This window comes from Paenibacillus taichungensis (assembly GCF_003287275.1).
Lineage (GTDB): Bacteria > Bacillota > Bacilli > Paenibacillales > Paenibacillaceae > Paenibacillus > Paenibacillus taichungensis_A.
In genome coordinates this window covers 345,727-370,624 of sequence record NZ_QEVW01000005.1, presented here as the reverse complement: position 1 = coordinate 370,624, position 24,898 = coordinate 345,727, and the positions used below count along the sequence as shown (strand labels likewise).

Below are 24,898 nucleotides of genomic sequence, written 5' to 3'. Positions count from 1 at the left end.
AATATTTGCGGCGATTCTCTTGGTAAAGTCATCATACCGGGGAAGGGGAGAAGCCGGAATCTCATTTCTTCGGATCATGATTATCAATTTTTTCGGAATGCAGCAAACGATAATCCGAAGGACTCAGATTGAACATTTTTTTGAATTTGGAACTGAAATAGCTTGGAGAACGGAAGCCTGTCAGCTCGGTTACATCCCAGACGGTTAATTGGGTTTCCTTCAGTAAACGTATGGCATGTTTCATGCGAACCTCGGTTACATATTGAATAAAAGAGATGCCGGCAGCTTCTTTGAATATCTCTGAAAAATAGGTAGGGTTGTAGTTATATTGCTCAGCTAACGAAGTTAATGTCAGTTCCAGCATGTAATTTTCCTCGATATATCGTTTGGCTGATTCAATGACCGTATCTTCTCCAACCTCGGATGGCTGCTGTTGCTTCACGAAATCTTCCGCCCAATGTATCAGCAGCTTTTCTGCCTGGCCTGGAGTCATTAGCCAGAGCACCCATTCCGGGGAAATCCACGAGGATTCCTGTTCGAACAATAATGAAATTTGAAAAAGGCTTCGAATCATATGGGAAGTGGATATTTGAAATGAGTCAGCAAGCTCCTTTCGAATCACGCTGCGGAAGGAATCCAACTCTCCACGAATGAGGCAACGATGCAGCATGCGGTTGGTTTCCTCTGGCAGTAATGGAATATGATCTACAACGGGCACACGGTCCTGTGCACCTTTGCGTCCAGCAGAGTTCCATGCCAATAGGGAGTGAATATAACCTTCTTTCCAGCGCTCAAGCCCAGATACGGACAACCCCAATCCAACTTGTACATCTATCTTTAAGATAGAGCGGGTCTGTGCTGTGATCTGCTGAGCAAATTCGTGCTGAATACCTTCCAAAGTTATGAAATGCATAATTCCAGGGTGGGCTCCGTCATGGAACACTTGCACGTTATCTGGATAAGACTGGGCCATTTCGTGACAAAGCAGCTCAAAGGGAAGATGAAGCGTTTCGGAAACATGACCCACTGAAACAGTCTGTATAACGGAGTCTCGCATACCAGCCGTGATGAAACAGACGCTGTGATCCTGCCAGGATTCCAGATGAAACAGCCGCATTCGCTCTGGCAGTGAAGAAGGTGGGAGGCGTTGTCCCCTAACCAGATCAAGCAGGAAACGTTGCTTCATTTCCTTGTAATACTGGGAGAGACGCCATTGCATCATTTCGGAATCACCGTGCAGCTTTTTCTTTTTATCCAACTCCTCTTTGATTTTATTTAAAGTGGTTTTCAGTTCGTCCCGGGTTACAGGCTTCAGTAAATAGTCCATGGCCTGGCTGCGCACACCTGCTCTGGCATAGTGGAAATCTTCATATCCAGTGATGATCATAATCTGAATGGAAGGATTGAGGCTTCGGCAAATGTCCAGCAATTGCACGCCATCCATGACAGGCATGTTCATGTCTGTAATTAACAAGTCAAAATGTTCAGCTTTCAGAAGCTCTTCCGCTTCGATGCCGTTTGCAGCTTCACCTGAAATGACGAAGCCCATGTCTTGCCAGTTCACTTTTAATTTTAGTCCTTCGCGAACCTCGATCTCGTCATCTGCGATCAATACGTTGTACATCATATTCCTCCTGTGCAGGTAGAATCAGTTCAATAGACGTGCCGTTACGTTCTCCGTTCTCGATCTGAATGGCAAACAGACTTCCGTAATGCAAGCGACAGCGTGCAACCACATTACCGAGTCCAATGTGCCAGCTTTGGCTTCGCAATAGGGGCTCCAGCTGAGAAGTTTCAATAGGATCATGGAGTTTCTGGATGATCTCAGCTGGAATCCCCGGCCCATTGTCTGAAATGTTGAAATGCAGGCGGTTATTCCGTCTGGAGATCCGGATGTGTACTTCTGCCGTCGTCTGATGCTGGAAGCTGTATTTGACGGCATTCTCAATCAGCGGCTGAAGAATAAATTTGATGATGACCAGGGAATCCAGCCTGCCTTCCTGTGTCAGAGTAATGTCCAGCTTATGACCGAAACGGGTTTGCAGAATGGAGATATAATGGCGGATATAAGCCAATTCCTCTGCAAGCTGTACCCTGTCGTCACTTGTATTCATGGAGAATCGCATCATTTTGCCCAGATCCTCAATGACCTGAACGGTATCATCTGTTCGGTGCTGCATGGCGAGACTGCTCACCAGTTCCAGCGTGTTAAACATAAAATGGGGGTTAATCTGCATGAGCAGTGCTTTATACTCTGCTTGCTGGCGGAGCAGCTTCAGCTCGAATTCATTCTGAATGTGCTGTCGCAATCGGCTGATCATGTAGCGGAAAGTGGAGATGACATAACTGACTTCGCTTTTAACATTTTTGTCCGGAGGCAGAAGGGACTCTGCCTGATCGAATGCGCCGCGCTGTACCTGTCTCATAGCCAGTACCAGTCGCGTTAAAGGTTTGGTGACGCCATAAGAGAGCCAGGCAGCGGCAAACAAAGAGACGAGAATGAGAACAATGGTGACCACCAGAATGGTACTCTGAAGTTTGTGAAGAGAAGAATACAGCTCTTTTTCCGGTGCCAGACCAGCCAGCATCCAGCCCGTACGCCCCAGCTTTTTGTATACCAGAATGTCACGCTGTCCTTCATCATTTTTCAGGTATACCACACCCGATTTAAGCGAGTTGTTCCGAATCTGATCGATTTCTGCTAAAGCTTCGGCACCAAGCTGATTGGCCTGTTGGGAAAGAATAGGGCTTCCTTGTTCACCCAGCAGAAAAATAGTGCTGCTCTCGGCCAGATGAATTCGATTAAGCGGTTCCAGAAAGTATGATTCGCTGACATTAATTTTCATCACATTTTGGGCTGTAGCATGGTGAAAGGTCCCAATGGGCATCAGCAGACTAACTACCTGGTTGCCGTGATCCATTATGTTTTCATGTTGATCGGTATGTGCAGGCAGCCAGTGATTCCCTGAGATAAAGAAATTTTTGTACCATGATTCTTGCAAGAAGAGAGGGTCGGTCGTTACTTGATTTTCATTGCCAATCCTCAGCCCGTTTCGTCGATAGATGGATACATCGGAGATACTGGTGTAACTGTTCGTAGCCTGGGTCAGAAAACGGCTCATCGCCAGATTGACAAGCATCTTTTCCCCTTCAGGAAGGTTGGGGTCACTTATCGCGTTATCCCAGTTCTTGGCGGTGTCGCTATTGAAGACAAGAGAGGCTACATCATAGATCTGCATTTGAACCATATCGACATAGGAGCCGTATTCCTCCATCTTCTCAAGAGCAGAGGATTCAATGTAAGAGCGGATCACGGTACGTGACTCCTTAAAGAGCAGGAAGGATAGTGTGCCAAAACAGAGAACGAAGAGCACAACGATAAAGGCAATCAGGCGGCTTTTTAATGAGAAAAACATGGATACCTCCCTAAACGAATAGACATCAATTTGTCGTCAAAATGGGGAAAAAGACTGCGTAATATACGCAGCCTTTGAAGGAAATGGGGTTGGAGCGGCCTAGCGTTCCTAGAAACGAACCAGATTGTTGATGCGAACAGGCAAACCGGTTGCGATGGCGCGATTGGCTGCAATTCCGGTGAGGATAGATCTCGCGCCATCGAATTGGTTGGCAGCGCGGTGATATGGATCTTCCGTCGGCTCTCCAAACAGATCGTTCAGAAGAACTGGGTCGCCTCCGCCATGGCCGCCTTCTTTCTCCTCGACCTGAACCTCGTACGGCGCATCGAACATCGGAAGGACCCGCAGCGTTTTCCCAATCAATGCACCTTCGAGATTTTTGTCTCCCAGCGAGTTAACGTAGGATTGTTCCACAATGTTCATCTCGATCCGGCCTTTGGTACCGTTAATGGCGATGCGATAGCCTTCCCACGGCTGGTATGCTACCAGTGAGTAGGTCAAAATGGCTTTATTTTGATACTGGACAAGTACGCCCATCGTATCCTCAATGTTGATGCCATCTCCGAATACGCTTTGATCCCGCTGGTAACCGTCTTCCGGCTCAGCATCCAGATACATGGCTTTGAGATGTGCATCCGAATCCAGGTGCAGGGCAAAAGGATCTTCTTGCGCAATTGGGTTGCCTGTTGCACGAGTGTAAAACTGGGTCACACCTCGTTCCTCAGCGTTCTCTCTACCATAGAACATGAGATCGCCAAATGCGAAAACGGTCTCAGGCTGCGAACCGATCCAGAAATTGACCAGGTCGAAGTGATGCGTGGATTTGTGCACGAGCAGTCCGCCACTATTACGCTTGTCCCGGTGCCAGCGGCGGAAGTAATCTGCGCCATGGCGCGTATTAAGCAGCCATTCGAAGTGAACCGAAGTCACTTTCCCGATCGTGTCATTCTGAATCAGTTCTCGTATCTTGGTATGGTGCGGTGCATAACGGTAGTTAAAGGTTACGCGTATATTTTGTCCAGTCCGCTTGACGGCATCAAGGATATCCTGACATTTGTGCTCATCGACCGTCATGGGCTTCTCGGTCACAACATCACAGCCAAGCTCCATTGCGCGAATGATGTATTTGTGGTGGGTGCGGTCGATGCTGGTTACAATGACGAAGTCCGGCTTCTCATTCTCAATCATCTGATCGAACTGATCGGCAGTATAGGTTGGCACCTCATTGTATTTATATTTTTCCCTCAGCAGCTGATTGGCGTAATTCATGCGTGTCTGGTTAATATCGCAAAAAGCTGCAAGTTCGGATGTTTCCCTGAAATGTTGGGCTAATGCTCCATAGAAAAATTCAGCACGGCCGCCTGTTCCGACCAATACGTAGCGTTTTTTGTTACTCATGTCTATCGCCTCCTTGAATATAGCTCTAGACTATAACAAGGAAGCACTTCTTTCGCCGCTTTTTGTGCGTAATCGCTTTCAAATGCCGCTTATTTTGCTATAATTCAACTAAAGGGGGCAGCTGCATGATACGGACACTTCGAGCGGAATATAATGATCCTACCGGATATTTGAATATCGAATATGATCGCCGCATTGGATATTTCTCCATGACGGATGACCATCTGCATGACCATTATGAGCTGTACTATCTGCTATCGGGTGAGCGTATATACTTCATCAAGGATCGAACTTATCGGGTTAAAGCCGGAGACTTCGTATTCATCAACCGGAATACCGTACATAAAACGATGGAGAGTGGAAGACCGGACCATGATCGGATTGTTCTGTATATCAAGCCAGAGCTGTTCACCGCATTGGCCATTTTACCTGAGTTGGCTGAGGGACTAAAAGAGCCATTCAGTTGGGATATTCCCATTCTGAGCCTTCCTTCACAGGTAAGTGAAACAGCGGACCGAATGGTCAGTGAAATGATTGATGAGATGGTCCATACCAGAGCTGGAAGCAGTCTGCTGCTGCGTCACCGTTCCGTTGAACTGCTGTTGTTCGCATACCGTAACAAACATCTGGGTACCGTGCACTCGGCCGATAGTGAGCCGGTTCTACATCCCAAGGCACAGGCAGTGGTGCGTTATCTCAACGATAACTATCAGCAGGATTTAGCGCTGCCTGAGGTTGCTGCATTATTTCGAATTAGTCCCCATTATCTCAGCCGCCTGTTCAAACAGACCACAGGTTTCACGTTCAGCGATTATCTCAATCTGCTTCGCGTGAAGGAGGCGCAGCGCTTGCTGCGTGAAAGCGAGGATTCGATAACGGAGATCGCTCTGCGAGCGGGATTCAGCAATTTTTCTCATTTCGGGAAGATGTTCAAACGGACGGTTCAGGTGTCACCGAGGACATATCGGCAGCAGTTTAGTGAAGCAGGTTCGATGAGAGTGCTGAAATAGGGTGGGTTTATTTCAAACGTTGGAGTCCCTTAATAATGATGTTTGTTTTATCACTTACCTTTTGTAGTTCTTTCAATGAAAGCTTCGCATAGGCTGGAGGGATCACGTGCCAGTACTGATGGAAAAGATCACTTCGTTCAGTATATAACCTTTGGGTTGTTCCATCGACCATATTAGTAATGAGCCCATAATATTCGAAAGCGTTCTTAATATTGTTCGGATAGATGCTCAGGTTTGTTTCATCTGTTGTTTTGTTGCTTTTGATGTATCGATCCAGCTCTTTTTTATAATGTATACTTTCCAAAATAACACTGCGGTAAGCTGAGTCGGCAGAAGACTCGATACGATGTTTGAGTTCACGATACTTATGAAAAAAGATGGATGCAATAATCAGAATGATAGTGAATAAAATCAAAATAATATGTCGTGTTTTTGTACTCATAAATACGTCCTTGTTTATGTATTTAGTATTTTCCCATTTTGAAAATGGAGTTCTACATATTAACATGTAACGACACTTAAACCTATAGGTAAATACAGGAAGGGAATTCTTGACGATTTCGCGATCCGAAGGAGAACATGTAAAAAGAACCTGAACAATCCTGCGTGCGCAGACATTGGTTCAGGTCCTTTATTATGACGTTGTAAAATTGAGTTTGAATTTCAAATCATGGACAACGCTGCTCAAACCGAAATTTGACTTGTATCCTTCTCCGGTCGCAATTTCATCTGTAACTCTTCATCCCGTGGACAGACCATCACACCACCAATGACATCGAGACGTGCGGCCTGTATAGAGGAACGACGTGCCGGTTCACTGGCATGATCGATACCTTCGATCCGGTCCGGGTGGGTGAAATAAAAGATATAGGCTTCATCATCCTGTACGACGACATCTGCATGCAAACCGATTACACCATCATCCTCACGATTTCCCGGTTGATCGAGAATCAGACTGTTCCATTCCCAATTCTCCAGGTCATCCGATTTGTAAACGGCCTGTCCTCTCCATTCGTCAACAATCATCCAATACGAATCACGGAAACGAAATACGTTAGGTCCTTCATGCGCTCGTCCTGTAATAACCGGTCCGATCACATCCCATTGATAGAGATCCGGGCTATCTGCTGCATACGTATGGGATGAATTAGCCTCATCCTTGTACCACATCCGGAATTTTCCGTTCGGCAGCGGGTAAATACACGCATCAATCACACGGTCCGAGCTAAGCTCCAGTTTGCCGTGGAATGTCCAAGATAGCAGATCCGTACTGGTGTAATGCAAAATGTGCCGATCATGGCCCGCCCAGTCATGGGGGACCCCTTGAATGTAACTGAGATACATATGATACGTGCCCTCATGCCAGAAAATTTCGGGAGCCCAGAATGTATTATGTCCCCATTCATGCTCCAATCCGGTTAACGTACCGCGATATGTCCATGTCTGTCCACCGTCAGATGAAGAAGCTACGCCCAAATCCGTGCCATGCACCCAGGCGAACTTTGGCCCTCCGGCTGTGGCTCTGCGATTCGTATAGATCATCCACCAGGTTTGCTCAGAACGATTCCACACAACAACCGGATCAGCAGCTCCATCAAAGATGGGATCACGAAACAATGGTGCACTCATGATAATTCCTCCTTCCATTCAATTCCATTGATTTTGAGAGTTATTGCTTCTATCGTAAAAGAAATGATTTGAAATTACAATATAACGTTTTCAATATTTAAGGAATTATATATTTATTAATTCATCTAATCTATCTATCCATTAAATCAATCATCGTATACTGCATCCTGTATTCTAGTTTGGAGCATTGAATGCTGATCGACATTTGAAATGTAATTAATGACTTATATAGAAGAAAAATATCCCTTCAACCTATTTACATCTTGCAGTTCAAGAGCAACCGGCGTATATTGAGATTTAACTAAATTAGGAATAAATTGAAAGATTGATAGCTTGAAAAGTTGAAAGTTTGATAGATTGATGGCTAGTAAGGATATTTTCTACATAAGGGGGAAACCGAATGATACAGACCAGACTGGACGAATTGGGCATTGTATTGCCCCAAGCAAGTACGCCGGCAGCAAAGTATACCAATGCAGTGATTGTAAATGGAATCATGTATGTGTCAGGTAAAGGGCCAGATACGCTAGAGCGTGGCAAACTCGGGGAGCAGTTTACGACGGAGCAGGGATATGAATTTGCCCAAAATGCCGCTATTGAAGTATTGGCTGTTGTTCAGGATGTGCTTGGTTCGCTGGATCGGGTGAAGCGGGTGGTTAAAGTGCAGGGTTTCATCAATGCCACCGCCTCGTACGAGGAACATCATAAAGTGCTAAACGGGTTCTCGGATCTGATGCTGGATGTGTTCGGAGAACAGGGTGTGCATGCCCGTTCCGTATTTGGTGCTGTATCTGTGAGGGATAATTTGCCGCTGATCATTGACTCGATATTCCAGGTGGAGGAGTAGAGTTCATGACCAATTCCGCTTCAATGAATCCGTTAATGCTGTCTTTTCCCGAAAGTTTCGATACACAACGATTGACTATTCGTGCCCCGAGGTGGGGAGATGGAGCGGCAGTGAATGAGGCAATTCGTGAAAGTGCGGAGCAATTGCGTTTGTGGCTGCCTTTTGCCGAGAACATACCTTCACTGGAGGAATCGGAAGCGAATGCCCGCAAAGCCAGGCTGCAATTTCTGGAGCGTACCGACATGATGCTTCATTTACGTGACAGATTTACGGATGATTTCGTAGGCAGCAGCGGACTGCATCGAATCGACTGGAATGCACGCTGTTTCGAGATCGGTTATTGGATCAGAACTTCGCGTGCTGGTGAGGGTCTCGTGACAGAAGCGGTCAGAGGTATTGAGCAGTTCGCAATAACCTATCTGGAGGCCAATCGACTGGAAATTCGATGTGATGCCCGCAATGTGCGAAGTGCCAAAGTGGCTGAGCGCGCTGGCTATACGCTTGAAGGTGTACTGCGCAAGATGCGGCGTGACAGTACAGGTACACTCGTGGATATGATGGTGTTCGCCAAGGTAAGAGGCGATGAGTTCGAATAGAATCGTTTGAAATAAGATAAGAAATGAATCGGGAAATGATTTGAAAGAAAGAAACGGCTCCTGGAAGAACACGTTGTGTTGTTCTCCAGGGCCGTTTTTTAGTATGCAATATTGGAGGTTGGGTGTATTGATGCTGAATGAACACCTGAATGAACGGGAGCAAATAAGAGGAATCTCCTTACCTCATTGGATTGGGAATATTGACGTATAACGGCGTTTCACCACGCTGATGGAACCGACTGAGCAGATTGGCTTTGGCCGGCAAGGTCTCGGTGGTCAACAGATCACGAATGACGTCGTTGATGTGCGAAGATTCGGTTGTCTTTTTTCGAAGCTCCTCCAACGTATTTCTCACCACCTTCCAGTATGGCTGCTCCAGTTGACCCGTATAGTATGCCAGACGCTGCACCAAATGACTTAGATGATTGACGAAGAAATAATATTTCAAACGATGACGTGATTCTTCTTCGGTATACAAGACAGGACTGTTGGCATTGACTACCTGATCGATCCAACCTTGCTGTTCCGCTAAGCCTCGATTGACACTGATGCCCTCCAGATCCCTAACCACAAAAGCGACAGGCATTCCATCTTCAAGACGCAACATGGAATTCTGTACATGAGCTTCCAGACTAATGCCTGTCTCGGCATACAGTTCCACAAGTGGAACCATGGACAACTCCAGATATCGACGAAGCCATTCATACCAGTCTGTCTGCACCCTTACATCAAGTACACAGTCCGGCGAAGAAGATGATTGAAGACTTTCCCGAACAGCTTGGAACAACAATGGTTCAGTTTCTCCGGGAAGCACCTCCATAAGTGAGGCCACGACATAAGGCGCCCCTGTAGCAGAGCTGCAAGATTCCGGTGCTTCACGCAGGATCATGGAGAATCCCGAGATCAGCGCATCTTGAGTGGACGAAGGAATCTCTGGTACCTTTAAGCTACGGTAACCTTTTTCCAGCAAAATTTGAAATTTCTCTGATGTCCAGCGATCCTGAATCTGCTGTACAATCCTGGATGCATCCAGCGTGCGCAGCAACTGCTCTTCATTGTTCTCGCGAATAAAGTTTGTAATTCGAATATGAAGAGACAGCTTATAGAAACAACTTTCCTTTGGATTCCAGACCGTGCGCACCGAGGAGGTTGGGTATACGTAGGGTCCGGTAGAGCCCAGATCAATCAAAGTGCCTTGTTGTAATAAGGACTTTACAGGTTCAAGTGTCCGCAAATAGGCAGCCTGCCAAGGATGACAAGGGAGGAGAACATAATTTTTGTTGTTCAAAGGGAGGTGCTTACAAGCGGCCTCTGCCATTTCCGCAGGAACCCAGGGTGCTTCGCTGCCATAATCCGCGGTATCCAGCCAATCCTCGAACACAAGTTCAGGTGCTGCGGCAAAACAACTGAGAGGAAAGCTAACGCCATATTCTGGCGAATAGGCATGCGAATCCGAAGAACTGAAGCCCTCCAGACTTTTCGGCGTTGGATGAAATGGATGACCACATAGCAGTACCTGTTCCAGATAGCGAAAATCCAATGTTACAGGAAATGGTGCATTCTTCGCATGCTCCAGATAGGAGGTCATATGCTCCAAACTGTTGTAAACCATCTGCTCCAGCTCTGCTCGTTTCAACATTCGGTCATCAGGATGGGGTTCTACGGATGATATTTCATCGAGTAACAGTGTCGTTATTTGTTCAAAAGATACCTCTCTCCAACCATCGGGCTGTGCCTCTTCTGATTCTGCAATGTGAAACTTGTTGCTATAAACATGATGTCCAGCGGCGGAACGATGAAGCAGATGTCCATATATCCTCTGATCTGTACGCGGAAGCTCAATAACCAGCGAAATATCAGGCCGCGTGGCAATTCGAACATAAGGATCATGCTGTTCGGTTTCTCGAAGATAGGTGTTCAATATACGGCTTAGCATCTCCTGACGGGCAATTCCGCTCGGCGATACTAAAGAGGGATGAACAGTCTGCTGGAATGGATCGATGGTGACGTTATTCTTGGTCATGATTCAGTATCATCCTTTCACAAATTATTGGAGTGGCAGTTGTACGGGAGCTTTTGGCTCATGAACCGCTGGGCGGCGTACAGCAAGCGAAGCGACGAGCATGACTGTCCCCATGACGAGAAATACAGCTGGAATTCCCCAGATACCTCCGATTAGAACCCCAATGGATGGACCGGCAATCTGACCAGCCATTAACATGCTGTTGGTAGCTCCGATGCGCACGCCCCGATCCTGATCGGTGGAGGATTTCAGCACGTTGAGCATGACCGTCTGCAATAGGGCGCTGTAGAAGAATCCTTGCAGAAAACGTACAACCAGCAGCCAGGCCACCCCGAGTGGAAGTGTATGTGCAAGCAGGCACAAGCCGCATAACAAACCAGCCAGCCGGAGATTGCGTTCGGGTAAGTACTGATCGTTTCGCTTACCCCACCACGATGCGCCAACCAATTCACCAACCGAAGACATCGCGAGCAGAACCCCGACGGTAAGCGCAGCTGCACCTGAGGAAGGGATGATTTCACGAATAAACGGAGTAAACATCGTAAACGTTGCAAAATCTGCGAGCTTGAAGATGATGCCTGCGATAACGAGTCTTCGGGCAATAGGATGTGTAATCAGCGAAACGAAGGCATGGATAATTCCACTTTTGTTCCTGTTTTTGTGGTTGCTTAACATAGTGACCGAAGGCGGGTGCTGTTCCACGGGAGATACTTGAGTATTGTTCTTGACCGTACGAGTCCGATGCGTTGTCGCCCCCGTTAATACGATTGCGGCAAGCACAGCAAAGCTCAATGTCAACGAGGCCGTAATGAACAATAGCGGACGACTTCCCCACGTGTTTACACATATGCTCCCTAGCAGTGGTCCAACGAGCAGGCCTGCTGCTGATGCCCGCTCCAACTGTCCAAGCGCAGAACCCTGCTTTTGGTCAGGGGCATGGGTTCCCACAAACGCACTGCTCGCATCGGATATGCCACCGAAAGCCCCCTGGCAGAGACGGAACAAAAAGAATTGAAAAGGCGTCTGGGCAATGCCCATCAGAAACATACTAAGAGCCAGTCCGACCAGCGCTCTGACAACCATCCATTTTCGACTCCAACGATCTCCGATCTTACCCCAAAAAGGGGTTAGAAGTGCGTAGGACAAAGCAGGCGCAGATACGGACAGACCTGTCCACATCAGCACTTCTTCCGGCGTTCCCGCGTTCAGATGCTCCATGTAGTACGGTATAAAAGGGCTGATTCCAGTCAGCCCGGCACTGGAAAGAAAGCGTCCACCCCACAAAATGCGGACGCTCTGTTTCCATGCCATTTGAGACATCATGTGTCCACTTCACCACCTTGATTTTGGCAATTTGAAACCAATTGCTGATCAGATTATCAAGAATGATTCTCAATGTCAATCTTAATTTTTTCAAAAACTTTCCAAAAATTTTAGTGTTGACAGGAAAAAAAAGGATATGCATAATAGGCCCTGTGTCCAATTTTGAAAATGATAATCATTATCAATAAAGCGATTTTGGACAACAATATACCCAGAAAGCTGGTGTAAACACATGGAACAAAGTACGCTGCAAATCAAAGATCGCTCGCATAAAGTTGCGGATTCCATTATCGATTGCATCGGTCAAACACCACTGGTTCGCTTGAATTCCCTGTTTGGATCTTCAGGAGCGTCGGTGTATGCCAAGCTGGAAATGATGAACCCCGGCGGAAGTATGAAAGACCGACCTGCACGGTACATTATCGAGCAGGGTCTGCGGGACGGAACGATCAAACCGGATACGCATCTCATCGAGAGCACTTCAGGAAATCTGGGAATTGGTCTTGCATTAACCGCCAAACGATATGGACTGAAATTCACCTGTGTGGTTGATCCGAAAATCACATCGACCAACCTGAGAATGATAACCTACCTCGGGGCGCAGGTTGACATGGTGACTGAACCGGACGAACACGGAAGTTATTTGCAATCCCGCATTCGCAGGGTCAAGGAATTAGCCAGTCAAGACCCGGCAGGTTACTGGATCAACCAGTATGCCAACCCGTTGAACTGGCAAGCTCACTATCATGGTGCAGGTCAGGAGATTGTGGAGCAAATGGATGGACAGATCGACGTACTGGTGTGTGCAGTGAGTACGACTGGAAGCATTCTGGGCATATCCCGCCGCGTGAAAGAGGCAAATCCGCATGCGCGAATCGTAGCTGTTGATGCAGTCGGTTCGATTATTTTTGGCACACCTTCCCGTCAGCGTGAATTGCCGGGTATTGGCGCCAACCGGGTCCCTGAATTATTTAGCCCAAACGAGATTGACCAAGTTATTCATGTGGATGATCGGGAATCCGTACTGGGCTGCCAGAAGCTTCTGGAACGGGAAGGTATTTTTGCAGGGGGGTCGTCCGGATCACTGGTTGCTGCACTGGAAAAACTGGTTCCAACCTTGCGGCCTTCAGCCAAGGTGGTTACTGTTTTCGCAGACCGTGGAGAACGTTATCTGGACAGTGTGTATGACGAGCAATGGGTTAATCAATTACCGCCAAGCCAAGCGATCAAGAGTATATAAAAATTTATCTCGGAGGAGAGATCAGATATGAGTACCGTTCAGGATCATAGCCTTTTGTATATGAGTAAACAGGATATTATAGACCTGGGAGGGCTGTATTCAGAGCCATATGTCAAAGCAGTAACCCGTGCACTGGAGCTTCATGCCAAGCGGGATATCGTGCAGCCGTTGAAGCCTTATCTGCGGGTTAACGAGGAGAGCGGCCATATTGCCGATCGCATTATTGCGATGCCTGCGTATGTGGGTGGCGATGTTGCAATCAGTGGTCTCAAGTGGATCGGGAGCAAGCATGATAACCCGGCCAAGCGTCATAAGGAACGTGCAAGCGCTCTTATTATCCTCAATGATCCGGAAAGCAATTATCCGGTGGCGGTAATGGAAGGTAGCGTCATCAGCGGGATGCGCACAGCTGCAGTTACAGCTATCGGGGCAAAGTATTTAGCGAGAAAAGGATTTCGTACGGTGAGCGTGATCGGCTGCGGGGTGATCGCCAGAATGCAGATCACCTCGCTGCTTGAACAATTTGACTCCATTCGAACTATCCATCTGTATGATCTGAATGCCGATACGGCACGGCAGCTCGCCAATGAAATTGGTTCGCGCTTTGATCAGGTTGAAGTGCTGGTGGAAGATTCGTCAGAACAAGCGGTACGACAAGCGGAAGTACTCGTAACAGCTACGGTGGCCTCATCGCCGCATATTCCGTATGAATGGATTGCCAAAGGTACATTTGTCAGCAACATCTCGATTATGGATTTGCACAAGGATGTATTTACGCAGGCAGACAAAGTGGTCGTGGACGATTGGGATCAATCCAACCGCGAGAAAAAGATTATTAATCAGCTGGTGCTTGAAGGTAAGTTTTCCCGAGAGCAGCTTCACGCTGAACTAGGTGAGATCCTGATTGGGGAAAAGCCAGGGCGCGAACATGAGGATGAGATTATTGTGCTGAACCCGATGGGGATGGCGATTGAGGATATTTCCAGTGCGGCAGAGATGTACGCAAGAGCGGTTGAACAAGGAAAGGGCACACGTTTATGGTTATAGAGCTGAATACAGGGCGTATGCCTCAGGTTGCAAGAGTCCGTGAGCATTTATTGGCACTGAAAGAACAACAGACTGAACCGGTATGTGCCTACATCCGGGATGTAACAGCCCTCGTCGCTCATGTGCATCAACGTGTACAATCCATGCCGGAATCCAGTCAGCTGTTCTATGCCATCAAAGCCAATTCGGAAGAAGCGGTGCTTCAAGCGCTGGCCCCTGTAGTGCATGGTTTCGAAGTGGCATCTTTGGGCGAGATCATGAAGGTGAGACAAGTCTCTGCGGATATTCCGATTCTGTTTGGTGGACCTGGCAAGACGGAAGCCGAGCTGCGGGGAGCGATAGAGCATAACGTGCAGCTTATTCATGTGGAGAGTATACACGAGCTGAACAAGCTGAACGAGATTGCGAGTCAAAATGACGTTCGGGTATCCGTATTGCTGCGGATTAACCTGAAAGGTCCACTGCCGCAGGCGACATTGGCAATGGGCGGTCGTCCGACCCAGTTCGGGATCGACGAGGTTGTGCTGCCACAAGTCATGGACCAGCTAAGGAATCTGCCACATATTCAGGTCGAAGGGTTTCATTTTCACTCCCTCTCCAACAATCTGGATGCGGAGCAGCATGTAAAACTGGTTGAGTATTATTGCATGATCGCGCGGGATTGGGCGAGGCAATATGGATTCACATTGCGGTATTTGAATGCCGGGGGTGGAATCGGTGTGAACTATGCCGATCTGGAGCAACAGTTCGACTGGAACACATTTGTGAATGGTATCGCACCGGTGCTGCAACAGGAACTGCCTTCGGAAACGACTTTGTTGTTCGAATGTGGGCGTTACCTCACGGCATCGAGTGGTTATTATGCAACAGAGGTGCTTGACGTTAAAGCCAACCACGGCAAAACCTATGTCATCGTTCGCGGCGGTACGCATCATTTCCGCCTGCCCGTTTCTTGGCAGCACAGTCATCCATTTGAGGTGATTGAGGTGGAGAACTGGACGCATCCGTATGACAGACCTGAGGTGAAGGAAGCCGCTTTTACTGTGGCAGGCCAGCTATGTACTCCGAAAGATATTTTGGCAAGTGATATTACGTCAGACAGGGTTCGGGCAGGAGATATTTTGCTGTTCCAATATGCGGGCGCTTATGGCTGGGCGATCTCGCATCATGACTTTTTGAGTCACCCACACCCGCAGCATATTTATTTGCAGTAACACATAAACGGTTGAAGGCAGTACAATCATGGGAGGTGTCATATGAACGGTCTAACAGCAGCGTTGGTCAGGTCCGAAGAGTGGATACGAGTGCGGCGACGTATTTTCAGGCAATTGGTGGAGTCATTTCTGTATGAGCAAATATGGAGTGAACCGGTGATCGGGCCTCATGTGGAGGCAGAGTATACACTGCGAGGGGAGACGGAGGCAGGAGAGCAGGTGGAATACACCTTTTGGGCTGTACGAAAAGAGAGCTTTGGCCGCATTCGATTGTCAGATAAACCAATCATGCGAATAACAACGGAAGAACGAGCGGAAGCTGATTCCATTCCCCGTTTCCTGCTGGAAATGGCTGCGCATATTCCCACATCCGAAGCTCAGCTGGCCCAATTCATGGATGAGCTTCAGCAAACCCATCTGAAGGACACACTGTCCGTGCGATGGTGTTCTAATCAGCCCGAACCTCGGATATCTGAATATGACGAGTGGGAATCCGCCCTGATTGAAGGGCATCCGTATCATCCTTGTTACAAATCCAGAGTTGGTTTCACACTCTCTGACAATGAAGCCTACGGACCGGAGTTCGGACCCGAATTCAAGCTGGTCTGGATTGCGATTAAACAGGATGCAGCCCAAATATCCATTTCGTCCTCACTGGACACGTATGCTGCGTTTATTCATAACGAGCTAGGAGAGGAACTACAGACATTCAAGTTGATTTTGCAGGAAGCTATATCGAGTGAGAAGTTGAAATTGGTCTCCAGTTCCAATGCCAATGTCGTTTCCGGGGTGAAGGAGAATACGGATGGGGATAGGGAAGCAATTGCCGATCAATATGTGTTTGTGCCTGTGCACCCCTGGCAGTGGGAGCGAATAATATCGGTGGCGTGTGCGGAGCAGCTCCGAACAGGGGAAATGGTGTATCTGGGTCAAGCAGGTGACACCTACCGTCCTCAACAATCCATTCGCACATTGACGAATGTGAGTCATCGAGATAAACCGTATGTCAAACTGCCGCTGAATATGGTGAATACGTCATCTGGACGAATTCTGGCACAGCATACGATTATGAATGCGGCTCGTATTTCGGACTGGCTTGGTCGTGTGGCGGCAGAAGATTCATTTTTTGGGGATGAGCTTGGGCTGATCGTGCTGAAGGAGATTGCAGGGGTATCGTACCGCCACCAGAAGCTGCCTAATATGCTGGAGCAAAAAATATACGGATCACTTGGAGCGATCTGGCGTGAAAGTCTGCATCCACGCTTGATGGCAGGAGAAGATGCTTTGCCATTCAATGCTTTGTGTCATCTCGACCAGCAGGGCACGCCCGTCATTAAACCGTGGACAGACGAATATGGCCTAGATCGCTGGGCCCGGCAATTGGTGAATGTTGCGGTAGTACCGCTGATACATCTGCTGTACGCACATGGAGCTGCGCTGGAATCACATGCGCAGAATATGATCATCGTGCTGAATCAGGGATGGCCCAGCCGGATTGCGCTTAAGGATTTCCATGACGGTGTCCGTTACTGTCCATCCATTCCTCACCCTTTTGGATACCCGGATATTGAATATCCGCCTGCCAATCATCAGCGGGTGAATCGTAACTCATTTGTGGAGAAGGAGGATCCTTCCGAGGTGAAGGACTTTATGTTGGACGCGTTGCTTTTTATCAATCTGACCGAAGTCGCATTTTTCCTGGAGAAGCATTTTGGCCTGAGCGAAAAGCAATGGTGGCGCATGGCTGCCGAAGTCATTTTGGATTACCAGGAGCGGTTCCCTGAGTTACAGGCGCGATTTGAACAGTTTGACGTTTTTGCACCCGAGATTGAAGTGGAACAACTGACCAGACGGAGAATTCATGAAGGGCCGGGGGATTGTGTGCATCGGGTAAGTAATCCACTGCATGTCTACAGGCCAGTGCGACAGAATTAATCAGGAGGGGAGGAGTGCACGCGCATGGAAAATACGAGAATAACTGAATATCAGAGTCATGACGAGGATCCGTATTGGCAACCTTTTTGCATGGAGGAATCATCTAGCCACTCAGGAAATGGTGCTGCAAGTTCTAGACTTGCAGTGGAGAAGGAGCATTGGCAAGAGCAGCAAAGAGAGCTTTACACCGCAGCCCTTAATTCACAGCACTATACCGATGCACGCAGACGCATATTCAGGCAGTTGGTTGAATCCTTGATGTACGAAGGTGTTATTGCATATAGCTCACGGGAGGAGCAGGGGTTCAACGTTTGGGAAATGGAAGGTCTTGGTTTGAACGGCGAACGGGTTATCTACGCATGCAAGGGAACAAGGCATCTCACCTTTGGTCGTTTACGGCTGAACCATGAACCGATTACAAGACGTGTCTGTGTGGATGAGATTCCAGCTTTGGAAGAAAGCAGTGGGGTTCGAAGACAACAACGTATTCAGCCTGGAACTACAGTTGGTCAAGAAGCGGAGTCGATTTCTTTATTTTTGCTGGAAGTCGGACCAGCTATAAGCGCGGATGAAGGGAAGCTGCTGCATTTTGTTAAAGAACTGGAGCAGACGCTGATCAATGATACACTGGCGCGATATGTACGAGCTGAGCGGCAGACCGATTTACATGCTCTTCCCGATGAAGACTGGGAAAGTGGAATTATCGAGGGTCATCCATACCATCCAAGTTATAAATCCCGTATCGGCTTCCGAATCGAAGATCAGCTTGAATATGGACCCGAGTTCGGCAGATGCATTAAACCGATATGGATCGGAATTCATAAGCAAAAGGCACGGATAAGTCATGGCGCGAATGAATATGGACCAACTACAAGGGAGTGGCTAAAGGATCAACTTGGCGAACAAGTGTTGGAACGCTTCCTCACGGCACTACAGGAAATGGGTGCTGATCCGGCCGAATATGTGCTGATGCCAGTCCATCCGTGGCAATGGCGAACAACGATCAGTACTGTTCTTGCAGAAGACATTCGTAACGGAAGCATCGTACCGCTTGGCAGCAGCGAAGACCGCTATACGGCTCAACAGTCGATCCGCACGCTAGCTAACCGATCACGTCCCAGTTCACCGTACTTGAAGCTGTCGCTCAGTATGATCAATACGTCTACAGGCAGGGTGATCGCCCCACATACGGTGGAGAATGCACCTCGCATTACCGACTGGCTGCAGGGAATTAGCAAGCAAGATCCCTACTTGAGGGATGAGCTACGAGTCATTCTTTTGGGAGAGATTGCTGGTGTTACATACGACAATCCTCAGATACCGGAGGCTTTGAAGCCCCTCTCGTATGGTGTGCTCTCCTGCATTTGGAGGGAAAGTGTACATTCCCGGCTGGAACCAGGTGAATCAGCGATTCCGTTTAATGCATTGGCTACACTGGACTATGAAGGGCGGCCGGTGATTGATCCTTGGGTAAAAAAGCTGGGTGCTGATGAATGGTTGTCCGAGCTGCTGCTGACTTCGGTACGACCACTCATTCACTGGTTATTCTGTCATGGGATAGCGCTGGAGTCTCATGCACAGAATATGCTGCTGATTCACCGGGAAGGCCGGCCCTCGCGCATTGCCCTGAAGGATTTTCACGACGGAATTCGATTTACAAGAGAGGTACTTGCCGATCCCAAGCTCTGTCCAGCGCTTGTTGAGGTGCCGGAATATCATCGCCGTGTGAACCGAAATTCATTTCTGGAGACGGACGCACCCGCAGAAGTGCGGGATTTCATCCATGATGCCTTTTTCTTTATCAATCTTGGGGAGCTGGCTTTGTTCATGCAGGAGTATTACCAGATCAGAGAGCAGACCTTCTGGAACCAAGTACGTAAAATCATTACCGACTATCAACAGCGTTTCCCTGAATTTCATGAACGTTACGAACAGTATTCCTTGTTTGACTCTGAAATCGGAGTAGAGCAATTGACGAAGCGTCGCTTGTTTCCAGATGATGAATTGCGCATTCATCAGGTTCCGAATCCACTGGCGCACCAGATTATGGATAAATATGGGTCGAATGAAGATGAATTAAAAAATAGTATATGAGATCACAAGAATATTGCATGGACAGAAACTGGAATTGTGGGATATTGTTTTAATAATGATAATCATTATTGATTAGGTTATTAAATAGGTTATTAAATAGGATCAGGGGGTTGGATGGAATGCAAGTAGAGAGAAAGAGGATTGGAATGAAACCATGGGTACATTTTGTTATGCTGGCGGTACTGATGTTGGTGCTCGCGGGTTGTGGGAATTCGGGATCGGGTGCCGCGAGTGGTTTAGCAGCGGAAACAGCACCAACGGAACCAAAACAGGAAGAAACCGTAGCCAATACTGGAGATACACGTACCGTCAAAGATGCATATGGTGAGGTTCAGGTTCCGGCAAATGCGAGTCGAATTGTAGTGCTGGACATTGGGGCACTGGATAATCTGTTGGAAATGGGCATTACACCTGTAGGTGCACCTTCCATCCTGGCAGCAGGCGATCCTTACCCGGCTTATCTGAAAGGTACAGAAGGCATTGAGAATATCGGTTCGGTGAATGAACCAAGCCTGGAGGCCATCGATGCACTGAAGCCGGATTTGATCATTGGTAATAAAGATACACATGATGCCATCCATGATCAGTTAAAACAAATCGCGCCTACGGTGTTTGTAGAAACACTCGGGGTAACCTGGAAAGAAAATCTGCAGCTTCATGCCGATGCTGTAAACAAGCTGGAAGAAGGCAAGAAGCTGTTGGATACATATCAGCAGCGCATTGAGGAATTGAAATCCACGCTTGCAGGCAAGGATGCCAAGGAAGTATCGCTGTTCCGTCCCCGCGAAGACAAAATTCAGGTCTATCTGAAAGAAACCTTTGCAGGTACGATTATGGAAGATGCCGGAATTGTTCGTCCCGCAGCACAGCAGGATGCAGGCTTCTCCAAGGACATTACGGAAGAACAGATTGCTGATCTCGATGGGGACGTAATCTTCTGGTTTAATCGTGAACCGGATGCGTTCGCCAAGCTGGAGAAAAGTAAATTGTGGGCGACGTTGAAAGGAGTCCAAAACCAAGCTGTTCACCCGGTTGACTGGGAGTACTGGATGAGTGGCTTGGGCATTCAGGCTGTAAACAAGGTCGTGGATGACTTGAACACCTATGTAGCCAACTAAATGCAAAACATGCTGTACCTTTTCCAGAGACAAGGATTGGGAAATCAGCACTTTATCATTTGCAATTATGCTTCCAAGTGGTCATAGCTAAACTGTAAAATTGGGTCGTCGAATGTGACGATCCAATTTTTCTGATTTTTCTGCACATGGCTAATGCACGTTATATTCGTGCTCTATATTTGTTCCTATATAATAGAAGGAAAAATTTTTACAGTCCGTTTTTTCAACTGATTTATACAACATATTGAAGTACATAAATCAAGCAGCATGCAGGTCGGAGGCGTAAAAATGAACACAAACATCAGGTTTAAAATCACTGGTTTAGCAACCATTATTGTGTTGACACTTCTCGCGTTTCTATTCAGCATCATGTATGGCATCGTACAGATTCCATTGCGTTCCGTTGTGGATACGTTCTATGCCTTTGACGGATCGCGTGAACACTTGATCATTCAAACCGTCAGGCTGCCAAGAGCGGTTATTGCCGCAGTGGTTGGCAGCTCACTGGCTGTGGCCGGGTGCCTGATGCAGGCGATTAGCCGCAATGCCCTAGCAGGTCCTGAACTGTTCGGTATTAACTATGGCGCGGCACTTACCGCGGTGCTTGCTTCCTTTTGGTTGGGAACGACGTCTCTACAATTATTTGCATGGTCTGCGCTGTTGGGGGCGGCGGTAGCAGGCATGCTCGTGTTCCTTCTCAGTTCCACGGACAGACAGCCCTTATCTTCAGTCAAACTAGTTCTGGCAGGCTCTACATTAAATTTATTATTTGCTTCATTGACACAAGGCATTCTCATTCTGAATGAGCAGTCCCTGGATACGATGCGCTTCTGGTTGGCGGGTTCATTAACAGGCAGGGATCTCGATCTGTTTATTCAAATTCTGCCCTATCTGATCATTGGCACCATCTGTGCTTTTGCATTAAGTAGTCAATTGAACATTTTTGGCTTAGGAGATGAAGTGGCTCAAGGATTAGGACAGCGCATGAAGAGGATTAGGATCATCTGTATTATAGCGATTGTTCTGCTGGCTGGCAGTGCCGTGGCACTTGCCGGACCCATCGGGTTTATCGGGTTGGCCGTTCCGCATATTGCAAGATCGATAACAGGCAGTGATTATCGCTGGGTAGTTCCATACTCTGCTGTTCTAGGGGCACTACTGCTGCTCACAGCAGATATTGGGGCGAGATTTGTATTGCCGGGGCAGGAAATTCCTGTTGGGGTAGTTACAGCCTTCTTCGGTGCTCCTTTCCTCATCTATCTGGCTCAAAGAAAGGAGAGGTCGATATGATTTCTTCTATTATAAAGAGACGCGCATTCGCCATTATTTTGATTCTTTTACTGTTAAATGTAGGGGCGCTTGTGCTTAATGTGATGTTGGGAGATCGCTCCATCCCTCCGGGAGAAGTATTGTGCAGTCTGATGGGCAGGGGAGATCAGGAATATTACTTTACCATTCATCAGTTGAGGCTGCCCCGGGTACTGACCGGTTTTCTGGTTGGGTGCGGTCTGGCATTAGCGGGTACAATCCTACAGGTCATTACGAGGAATCCTCTGGCATCACCTGGTGTGATTGGGCTGAATTCGGGTGCGGCTGCGGCGGTGGTTGCCGTTATGGTGCTGGTTCCTACTTTTCCAATGCGGCATATGCCGTGGATTGCATTCATTGGAGCCTTTCTCGCGGCCGCGGTAATCTATGGATTGTCATGGAGAAAAGGAGAGGCGAGTTCCACGGTTCGTATGCTGCTGATTGGTGTGGGCATATCTGCAATGGCAGGTGCTTTAATCACATATTTGCTGACGGTGGGCAAAATATTCCGGGTCTCCCAGGCTTCCGTGTGGATGGCAGGCAGTCTATACGGACGAACGTGGGAACACTTTTGGCCTTTATTGCCGTGGATGCTGACCCTGTTTCTTCTATTAATATGGATGTCCAGATGGCTGGATATGTTTCTGCTGGATGTCCTGTCGGCCGCTGGGTTGGGTCTGCGGGTAGAGACCATGCGGGTGTTGTTCCTTCTGATGAGCGTGGGGTTCGCCGGGTCCGCGGTGTCTATGGCAGGAACGATTGGTTTTGTTGGCTTAATGGCCCCTCACATGGCAAAACATTTGGCAGGCAGTCGGAGTCTGGTTCGCTTGCCGATTGCGGCGTTGCTTGGAGGACTAATCGTCATGCTCGCAGATCTCGCCGGACGGATATGGTTCACTCCGTATGAGATTCCAGCCGGATTAATTACGGCGATTATCGGGGCTCCATATATGATGTATTTGCTGTTACGACGCAGAGGGATATAATGAAGAAAAGGATTCAGAATGCAAGAAAGGCTGGTGCATTTTTTGATGTCATCATATGTGAACGAAGCCAATCTAATCTATCTTTTATCTTCAGTACGTAAACGAAAGTTTCCCATGACCCGACAAGCCAAACATGTTCGGGTTCCTGTATACATATTATGCTTTATTACAGAGGGCGAAGGGGTTGTTGTACTGGATGGTGCGCTCCAGAAGGTTCGTCCTCTCCAGTTATATTTGCTTGTACCTGGCATGATTGTGGAGTTCCCGGAACAAGGTAGTACGTTCGAATATTATGGAGTATGGTTTGAACCGATCAGGCTAACCAAGACCAGAGGTAGATATGAAGCATTGCCTTCCTTGTCCTTATCCGGTGCACTCTCGCCAGGCCATATTACCGTGCATCATCCTCAACAAATCCTCCAACAGATTGTGCAGTTGTATCACCAGAGTGGGCAGAAACGAAATCGGGATTCATTGAATCTGAGAATTCAGTTAGAGCAATTGATCCAGAATATTATGAAAAATGAACCGGAACAGCAGAGTACCGTAATGGATGAACGGGTTGAACGGAGCATCCTTTATATGGAGCAGCACTACACGGACAAAGTAAGCATTGAACAGCTGGCTGAAGCAGCAGGTGGCATGCCGCCGGTTGCTTATTCACGTTTGTTCCGAAGTGAAACAGGTTTGCCGCCAGTCGAGTACCTGAGCAATGTACGCATGACCCGGGCCAAGCAGATGCTGAATACGAAGAATAGTCGAGTTAAAGAAGTCGCAGCTGCGGTTGGTTTTCGAAGTGAATTTTACTTTAGTCGCATGTTTCAGCGCATGGTGGGCGTATCGCCTACATTATATATGAAGCGGGGCAAGTTAAAGGTGGCTGTAGCATCCTCGCTCGGTTTCGACGACCATCTAAAATCAGTTGGAATCGAGCCGGTCTGTGTGGTGGATTTATTCCAGTATCCAGGTCAGAGTAATGAGCAGTATGCGGAACAATTGCACAGACAACTGCAGGAATTGAAGCAGTCCAATCCGGACATGATCATCGCCGATCATTATCATACGGAGTTCAGAGAGCAGTTCAAACAAACGGCTGCGCCTGTATTTCTGGATTTCTCTGTGTGGGACTGGAAAGGAAACTTTGAGAAAATTGCCGAGTTGGTGAACCGGGAACGCGAGGCATCGGAAATGCTGACACGTCTGGATGTGCAGATTGAGACAACGGGCCAGACATTGCGCCGGATGCTGGGCCTTGAACGGATCACCATCATGCAAGTGAGTCACCGGACGATTGGCGTTCAGGGCAGGGTGAATCATCCGCTCAATGAATTGATATACGGTGAGCTAGGTCTGCGTCCGGGCAATCAGGCACCGGCAGAACTGTGGCGAATGGAGCTGCAGCCGGAAGCTATGCCTGTATTGGAGACAGAGCATCTGTTCATTCATCATCATCATATTCTCGCTGGTAGTGATAAAATGTATGACGAGTTGACCAGAACGGAAGCATGGCCCCAGATTCTGGCGGTGAAGGATGGAAAAGTTAAGCGCATTCCCAATTGGTTTGTAATGAGTTGGACTCCGTTGGGTAGACAACGAATCATGAATGAATTAATGGCAGCCGTGGGTGAACATCAACAGCGATAAACAGTGCTGAACTGGTGGCGTTTCAACAGGGATCGTACTGCAATAGGCAATCTACTCATATCAGGGAGAG

At 47.9% G+C, this 24,898-nt stretch carries 19 protein-coding genes; 12 read left to right on the top strand and 7 right to left on the bottom strand.

The genetic code is table 11. The features are described 5' to 3' along the window. Positions 1-61: 61 nt before the first annotated feature. The 3 genes from DC345_RS06750 to DC345_RS06740 all read right to left on the bottom strand — a co-directional run bounded on the left by DC345_RS06750 (position 62) and on the right by DC345_RS06740 (position 4,814). Positions 62-1,624: a response regulator gene (locus DC345_RS06750; protein WP_113052451.1), complete on the bottom strand. Its 1,563-nt coding sequence runs from the start codon at positions 1,622-1,624 to the stop codon at positions 62-64. Further along, a complete protein-coding gene (locus DC345_RS06745) occupies positions 1,599-3,416 on the bottom strand; it encodes a cache domain-containing sensor histidine kinase (protein WP_113052450.1) in 1,818 nt (605 codons plus the stop codon). Before DC345_RS06745 ends, DC345_RS06750 begins: the two co-directional genes overlap by 26 nt. Before the next feature lie 108 nt (positions 3,417-3,524). After that, a complete protein-coding gene (locus tag DC345_RS06740) occupies positions 3,525-4,814 on the bottom strand; it encodes a Gfo/Idh/MocA family oxidoreductase (protein ID WP_113052449.1) in 1,290 nt (429 codons plus the stop codon). 125 nt (positions 4,815-4,939) lie between these two features. Here DC345_RS06740 and DC345_RS06735 point away from each other — a divergent pair, with 125 nt between their 5' ends. Beyond that, entirely contained in the window at positions 4,940-5,824 is an 885-nt protein-coding gene (locus DC345_RS06735) for an AraC family transcriptional regulator (protein WP_113052448.1), read from the top strand. A 7-nt stretch (positions 5,825-5,831) separates the two neighbouring features. Here DC345_RS06735 and DC345_RS06730 read toward each other — a convergent pair whose 3' ends face one another. Both DC345_RS06730 and DC345_RS06725 read right to left on the bottom strand, forming a co-directional pair. Continuing rightward, positions 5,832-6,266, bottom strand: a complete 435-nt coding sequence (locus DC345_RS06730; RefSeq protein ID WP_113052447.1) for a hypothetical protein — start codon at positions 6,264-6,266, stop codon at positions 5,832-5,834. Between the two features lie 242 nt (positions 6,267-6,508). After that, positions 6,509-7,453, bottom strand: a complete 945-nt coding sequence (locus DC345_RS06725; protein WP_113052446.1) for a glycoside hydrolase family protein — start codon at positions 7,451-7,453, stop codon at positions 6,509-6,511. A gap of 400 nt (positions 7,454-7,853) precedes the next feature. Between DC345_RS06725 and DC345_RS06720 the strand changes: the two genes are divergently transcribed. Further along, positions 7,854-8,300: a RidA family protein gene (locus DC345_RS06720; RefSeq protein WP_113052445.1), complete on the top strand. Its 447-nt coding sequence runs from the start codon at positions 7,854-7,856 to the stop codon at positions 8,298-8,300. Positions 8,301-8,305: 5 nt separating this feature from the next. Continuing rightward, positions 8,306-8,896 (top strand): GNAT family N-acetyltransferase, encoded by a 591-nt coding sequence (locus DC345_RS06715; protein WP_397333637.1) that lies wholly within the window; start codon positions 8,306-8,308, stop codon positions 8,894-8,896. 178 nt (positions 8,897-9,074) lie between these two features. On the opposite strand, the gene DC345_RS06710 is transcribed toward DC345_RS06715, so the two are convergent. Together DC345_RS06710 and DC345_RS06705 are read right to left on the bottom strand one after the other, a co-directional pair. Then, positions 9,075-10,919 carry an IucA/IucC family protein gene (locus DC345_RS06710; RefSeq protein ID WP_113052444.1) on the bottom strand — a complete coding sequence of 615 codons (1,845 nt, stop codon included), beginning with the start codon at positions 10,917-10,919 and terminating at the stop codon, positions 9,075-9,077. 24 nt (positions 10,920-10,943) lie between these two features. Continuing rightward, positions 10,944-12,230, bottom strand: a complete 1,287-nt coding sequence (locus DC345_RS06705) for an MFS transporter (protein ID WP_181586514.1) — start codon at positions 12,228-12,230, stop codon at positions 10,944-10,946. 244 nt (positions 12,231-12,474) lie between these two features. Here DC345_RS06705 and sbnA point away from each other — a divergent pair, with 244 nt between their 5' ends. The 9 genes from sbnA to DC345_RS06660 all read left to right on the top strand — a co-directional run bounded on the left by sbnA (position 12,475) and on the right by DC345_RS06660 (position 24,828). Beyond that, positions 12,475-13,482, top strand: a complete 1,008-nt coding sequence (sbnA, locus tag DC345_RS06700) for a 2,3-diaminopropionate biosynthesis protein SbnA (protein WP_113052442.1) — start codon at positions 12,475-12,477, stop codon at positions 13,480-13,482. Positions 13,483-13,509: 27 nt separating this feature from the next. Then, a complete protein-coding gene (gene sbnB, locus DC345_RS06695; RefSeq protein ID WP_113052441.1) occupies positions 13,510-14,529 on the top strand; it encodes a 2,3-diaminopropionate biosynthesis protein SbnB in 1,020 nt (339 codons plus the stop codon). Further along, on the top strand, positions 14,520-15,743 hold the full coding sequence (locus DC345_RS06690) for a type III PLP-dependent enzyme (RefSeq protein ID WP_181586513.1): 1,224 nt from the start codon (positions 14,520-14,522) through the stop codon (positions 15,741-15,743). Before sbnB ends, DC345_RS06690 begins: the two co-directional genes overlap by 10 nt. Before the next feature lie 42 nt (positions 15,744-15,785). Then, a complete protein-coding gene (locus DC345_RS06685; RefSeq protein WP_113052440.1) occupies positions 15,786-17,678 on the top strand; it encodes an IucA/IucC family protein in 1,893 nt (630 codons plus the stop codon). A 24-nt stretch (positions 17,679-17,702) separates the two neighbouring features. After that, positions 17,703-19,772 (top strand): IucA/IucC family protein, encoded by a 2,070-nt coding sequence (locus tag DC345_RS06680; RefSeq protein ID WP_258530579.1) that lies wholly within the window; start codon positions 17,703-17,705, stop codon positions 19,770-19,772. A gap of 146 nt (positions 19,773-19,918) precedes the next feature. Next, positions 19,919-20,890, top strand: a complete 972-nt coding sequence (locus DC345_RS06675; RefSeq protein WP_181586512.1) for an ABC transporter substrate-binding protein — start codon at positions 19,919-19,921, stop codon at positions 20,888-20,890. 288 nt (positions 20,891-21,178) lie between these two features. Continuing rightward, entirely contained in the window at positions 21,179-22,180 is a 1,002-nt protein-coding gene (locus DC345_RS06670) for a FecCD family ABC transporter permease (RefSeq protein WP_113052438.1), read from the top strand. Further along, complete coding sequence (locus DC345_RS06665) at positions 22,177-23,184, top strand: FecCD family ABC transporter permease (RefSeq protein ID WP_113052437.1); 1,008 nt, start codon at positions 22,177-22,179, stop codon at positions 23,182-23,184. The genes DC345_RS06670 and DC345_RS06665 overlap by 4 nt, the downstream gene beginning before the upstream one ends. A 45-nt stretch (positions 23,185-23,229) precedes the next feature. Further along, positions 23,230-24,828 (top strand): helix-turn-helix domain-containing protein, encoded by a 1,599-nt coding sequence (locus tag DC345_RS06660; protein WP_181586511.1) that lies wholly within the window; start codon positions 23,230-23,232, stop codon positions 24,826-24,828. Positions 24,829-24,898 lie beyond the last annotated feature (70 nt).

Coding starts and splice junctions, on each gene's coding strand:
- DC345_RS06750 (WP_113052451.1), bottom strand. CDS start 1,624: ATGTACAACGTATTGATCGCAGATGACGAGATCGAGGTTCGCGAAGGA.
- DC345_RS06745 (WP_113052450.1), bottom strand. CDS start 3,416: ATGTTTTTCTCATTAAAAAGCCGCCTGATTGCCTTTATCGTTGTGCTC.
- DC345_RS06740 (WP_113052449.1), bottom strand. CDS start 4,814: ATGAGTAACAAAAAACGCTACGTATTGGTCGGAACAGGCGGCCGTGCT.
- DC345_RS06735 (WP_113052448.1), top strand. CDS start 4,940: ATGATACGGACACTTCGAGCGGAATATAATGATCCTACCGGATATTTG.
- DC345_RS06730 (WP_113052447.1), bottom strand. CDS start 6,266: ATGAGTACAAAAACACGACATATTATTTTGATTTTATTCACTATCATT.
- DC345_RS06725 (WP_113052446.1), bottom strand. CDS start 7,453: ATGAGTGCACCATTGTTTCGTGATCCCATCTTTGATGGAGCTGCTGAT.
- DC345_RS06720 (WP_113052445.1), top strand. CDS start 7,854: ATGATACAGACCAGACTGGACGAATTGGGCATTGTATTGCCCCAAGCA.
- DC345_RS06715 (WP_397333637.1), top strand. CDS start 8,306: ATGACCAATTCCGCTTCAATGAATCCGTTAATGCTGTCTTTTCCCGAA.
- DC345_RS06710 (WP_113052444.1), bottom strand. CDS start 10,919: ATGACCAAGAATAACGTCACCATCGATCCATTCCAGCAGACTGTTCAT.
- DC345_RS06705 (WP_181586514.1), bottom strand. CDS start 12,230: ATGGCATGGAAACAGAGCGTCCGCATTTTGTGGGGTGGACGCTTTCTT.
- sbnA (WP_113052442.1), top strand. CDS start 12,475: ATGGAACAAAGTACGCTGCAAATCAAAGATCGCTCGCATAAAGTTGCG.
- sbnB (WP_113052441.1), top strand. CDS start 13,510: ATGAGTACCGTTCAGGATCATAGCCTTTTGTATATGAGTAAACAGGAT.
- DC345_RS06690 (WP_181586513.1), top strand. CDS start 14,520: ATGGTTATAGAGCTGAATACAGGGCGTATGCCTCAGGTTGCAAGAGTC.
- DC345_RS06685 (WP_113052440.1), top strand. CDS start 15,786: ATGAACGGTCTAACAGCAGCGTTGGTCAGGTCCGAAGAGTGGATACGA.
- DC345_RS06680 (WP_258530579.1), top strand. CDS start 17,703: ATGGAAAATACGAGAATAACTGAATATCAGAGTCATGACGAGGATCCG.
- DC345_RS06675 (WP_181586512.1), top strand. CDS start 19,919: ATGAAACCATGGGTACATTTTGTTATGCTGGCGGTACTGATGTTGGTG.
- DC345_RS06670 (WP_113052438.1), top strand. CDS start 21,179: ATGAACACAAACATCAGGTTTAAAATCACTGGTTTAGCAACCATTATT.
- DC345_RS06665 (WP_113052437.1), top strand. CDS start 22,177: ATGATTTCTTCTATTATAAAGAGACGCGCATTCGCCATTATTTTGATT.
- DC345_RS06660 (WP_181586511.1), top strand. CDS start 23,230: ATGTCATCATATGTGAACGAAGCCAATCTAATCTATCTTTTATCTTCA.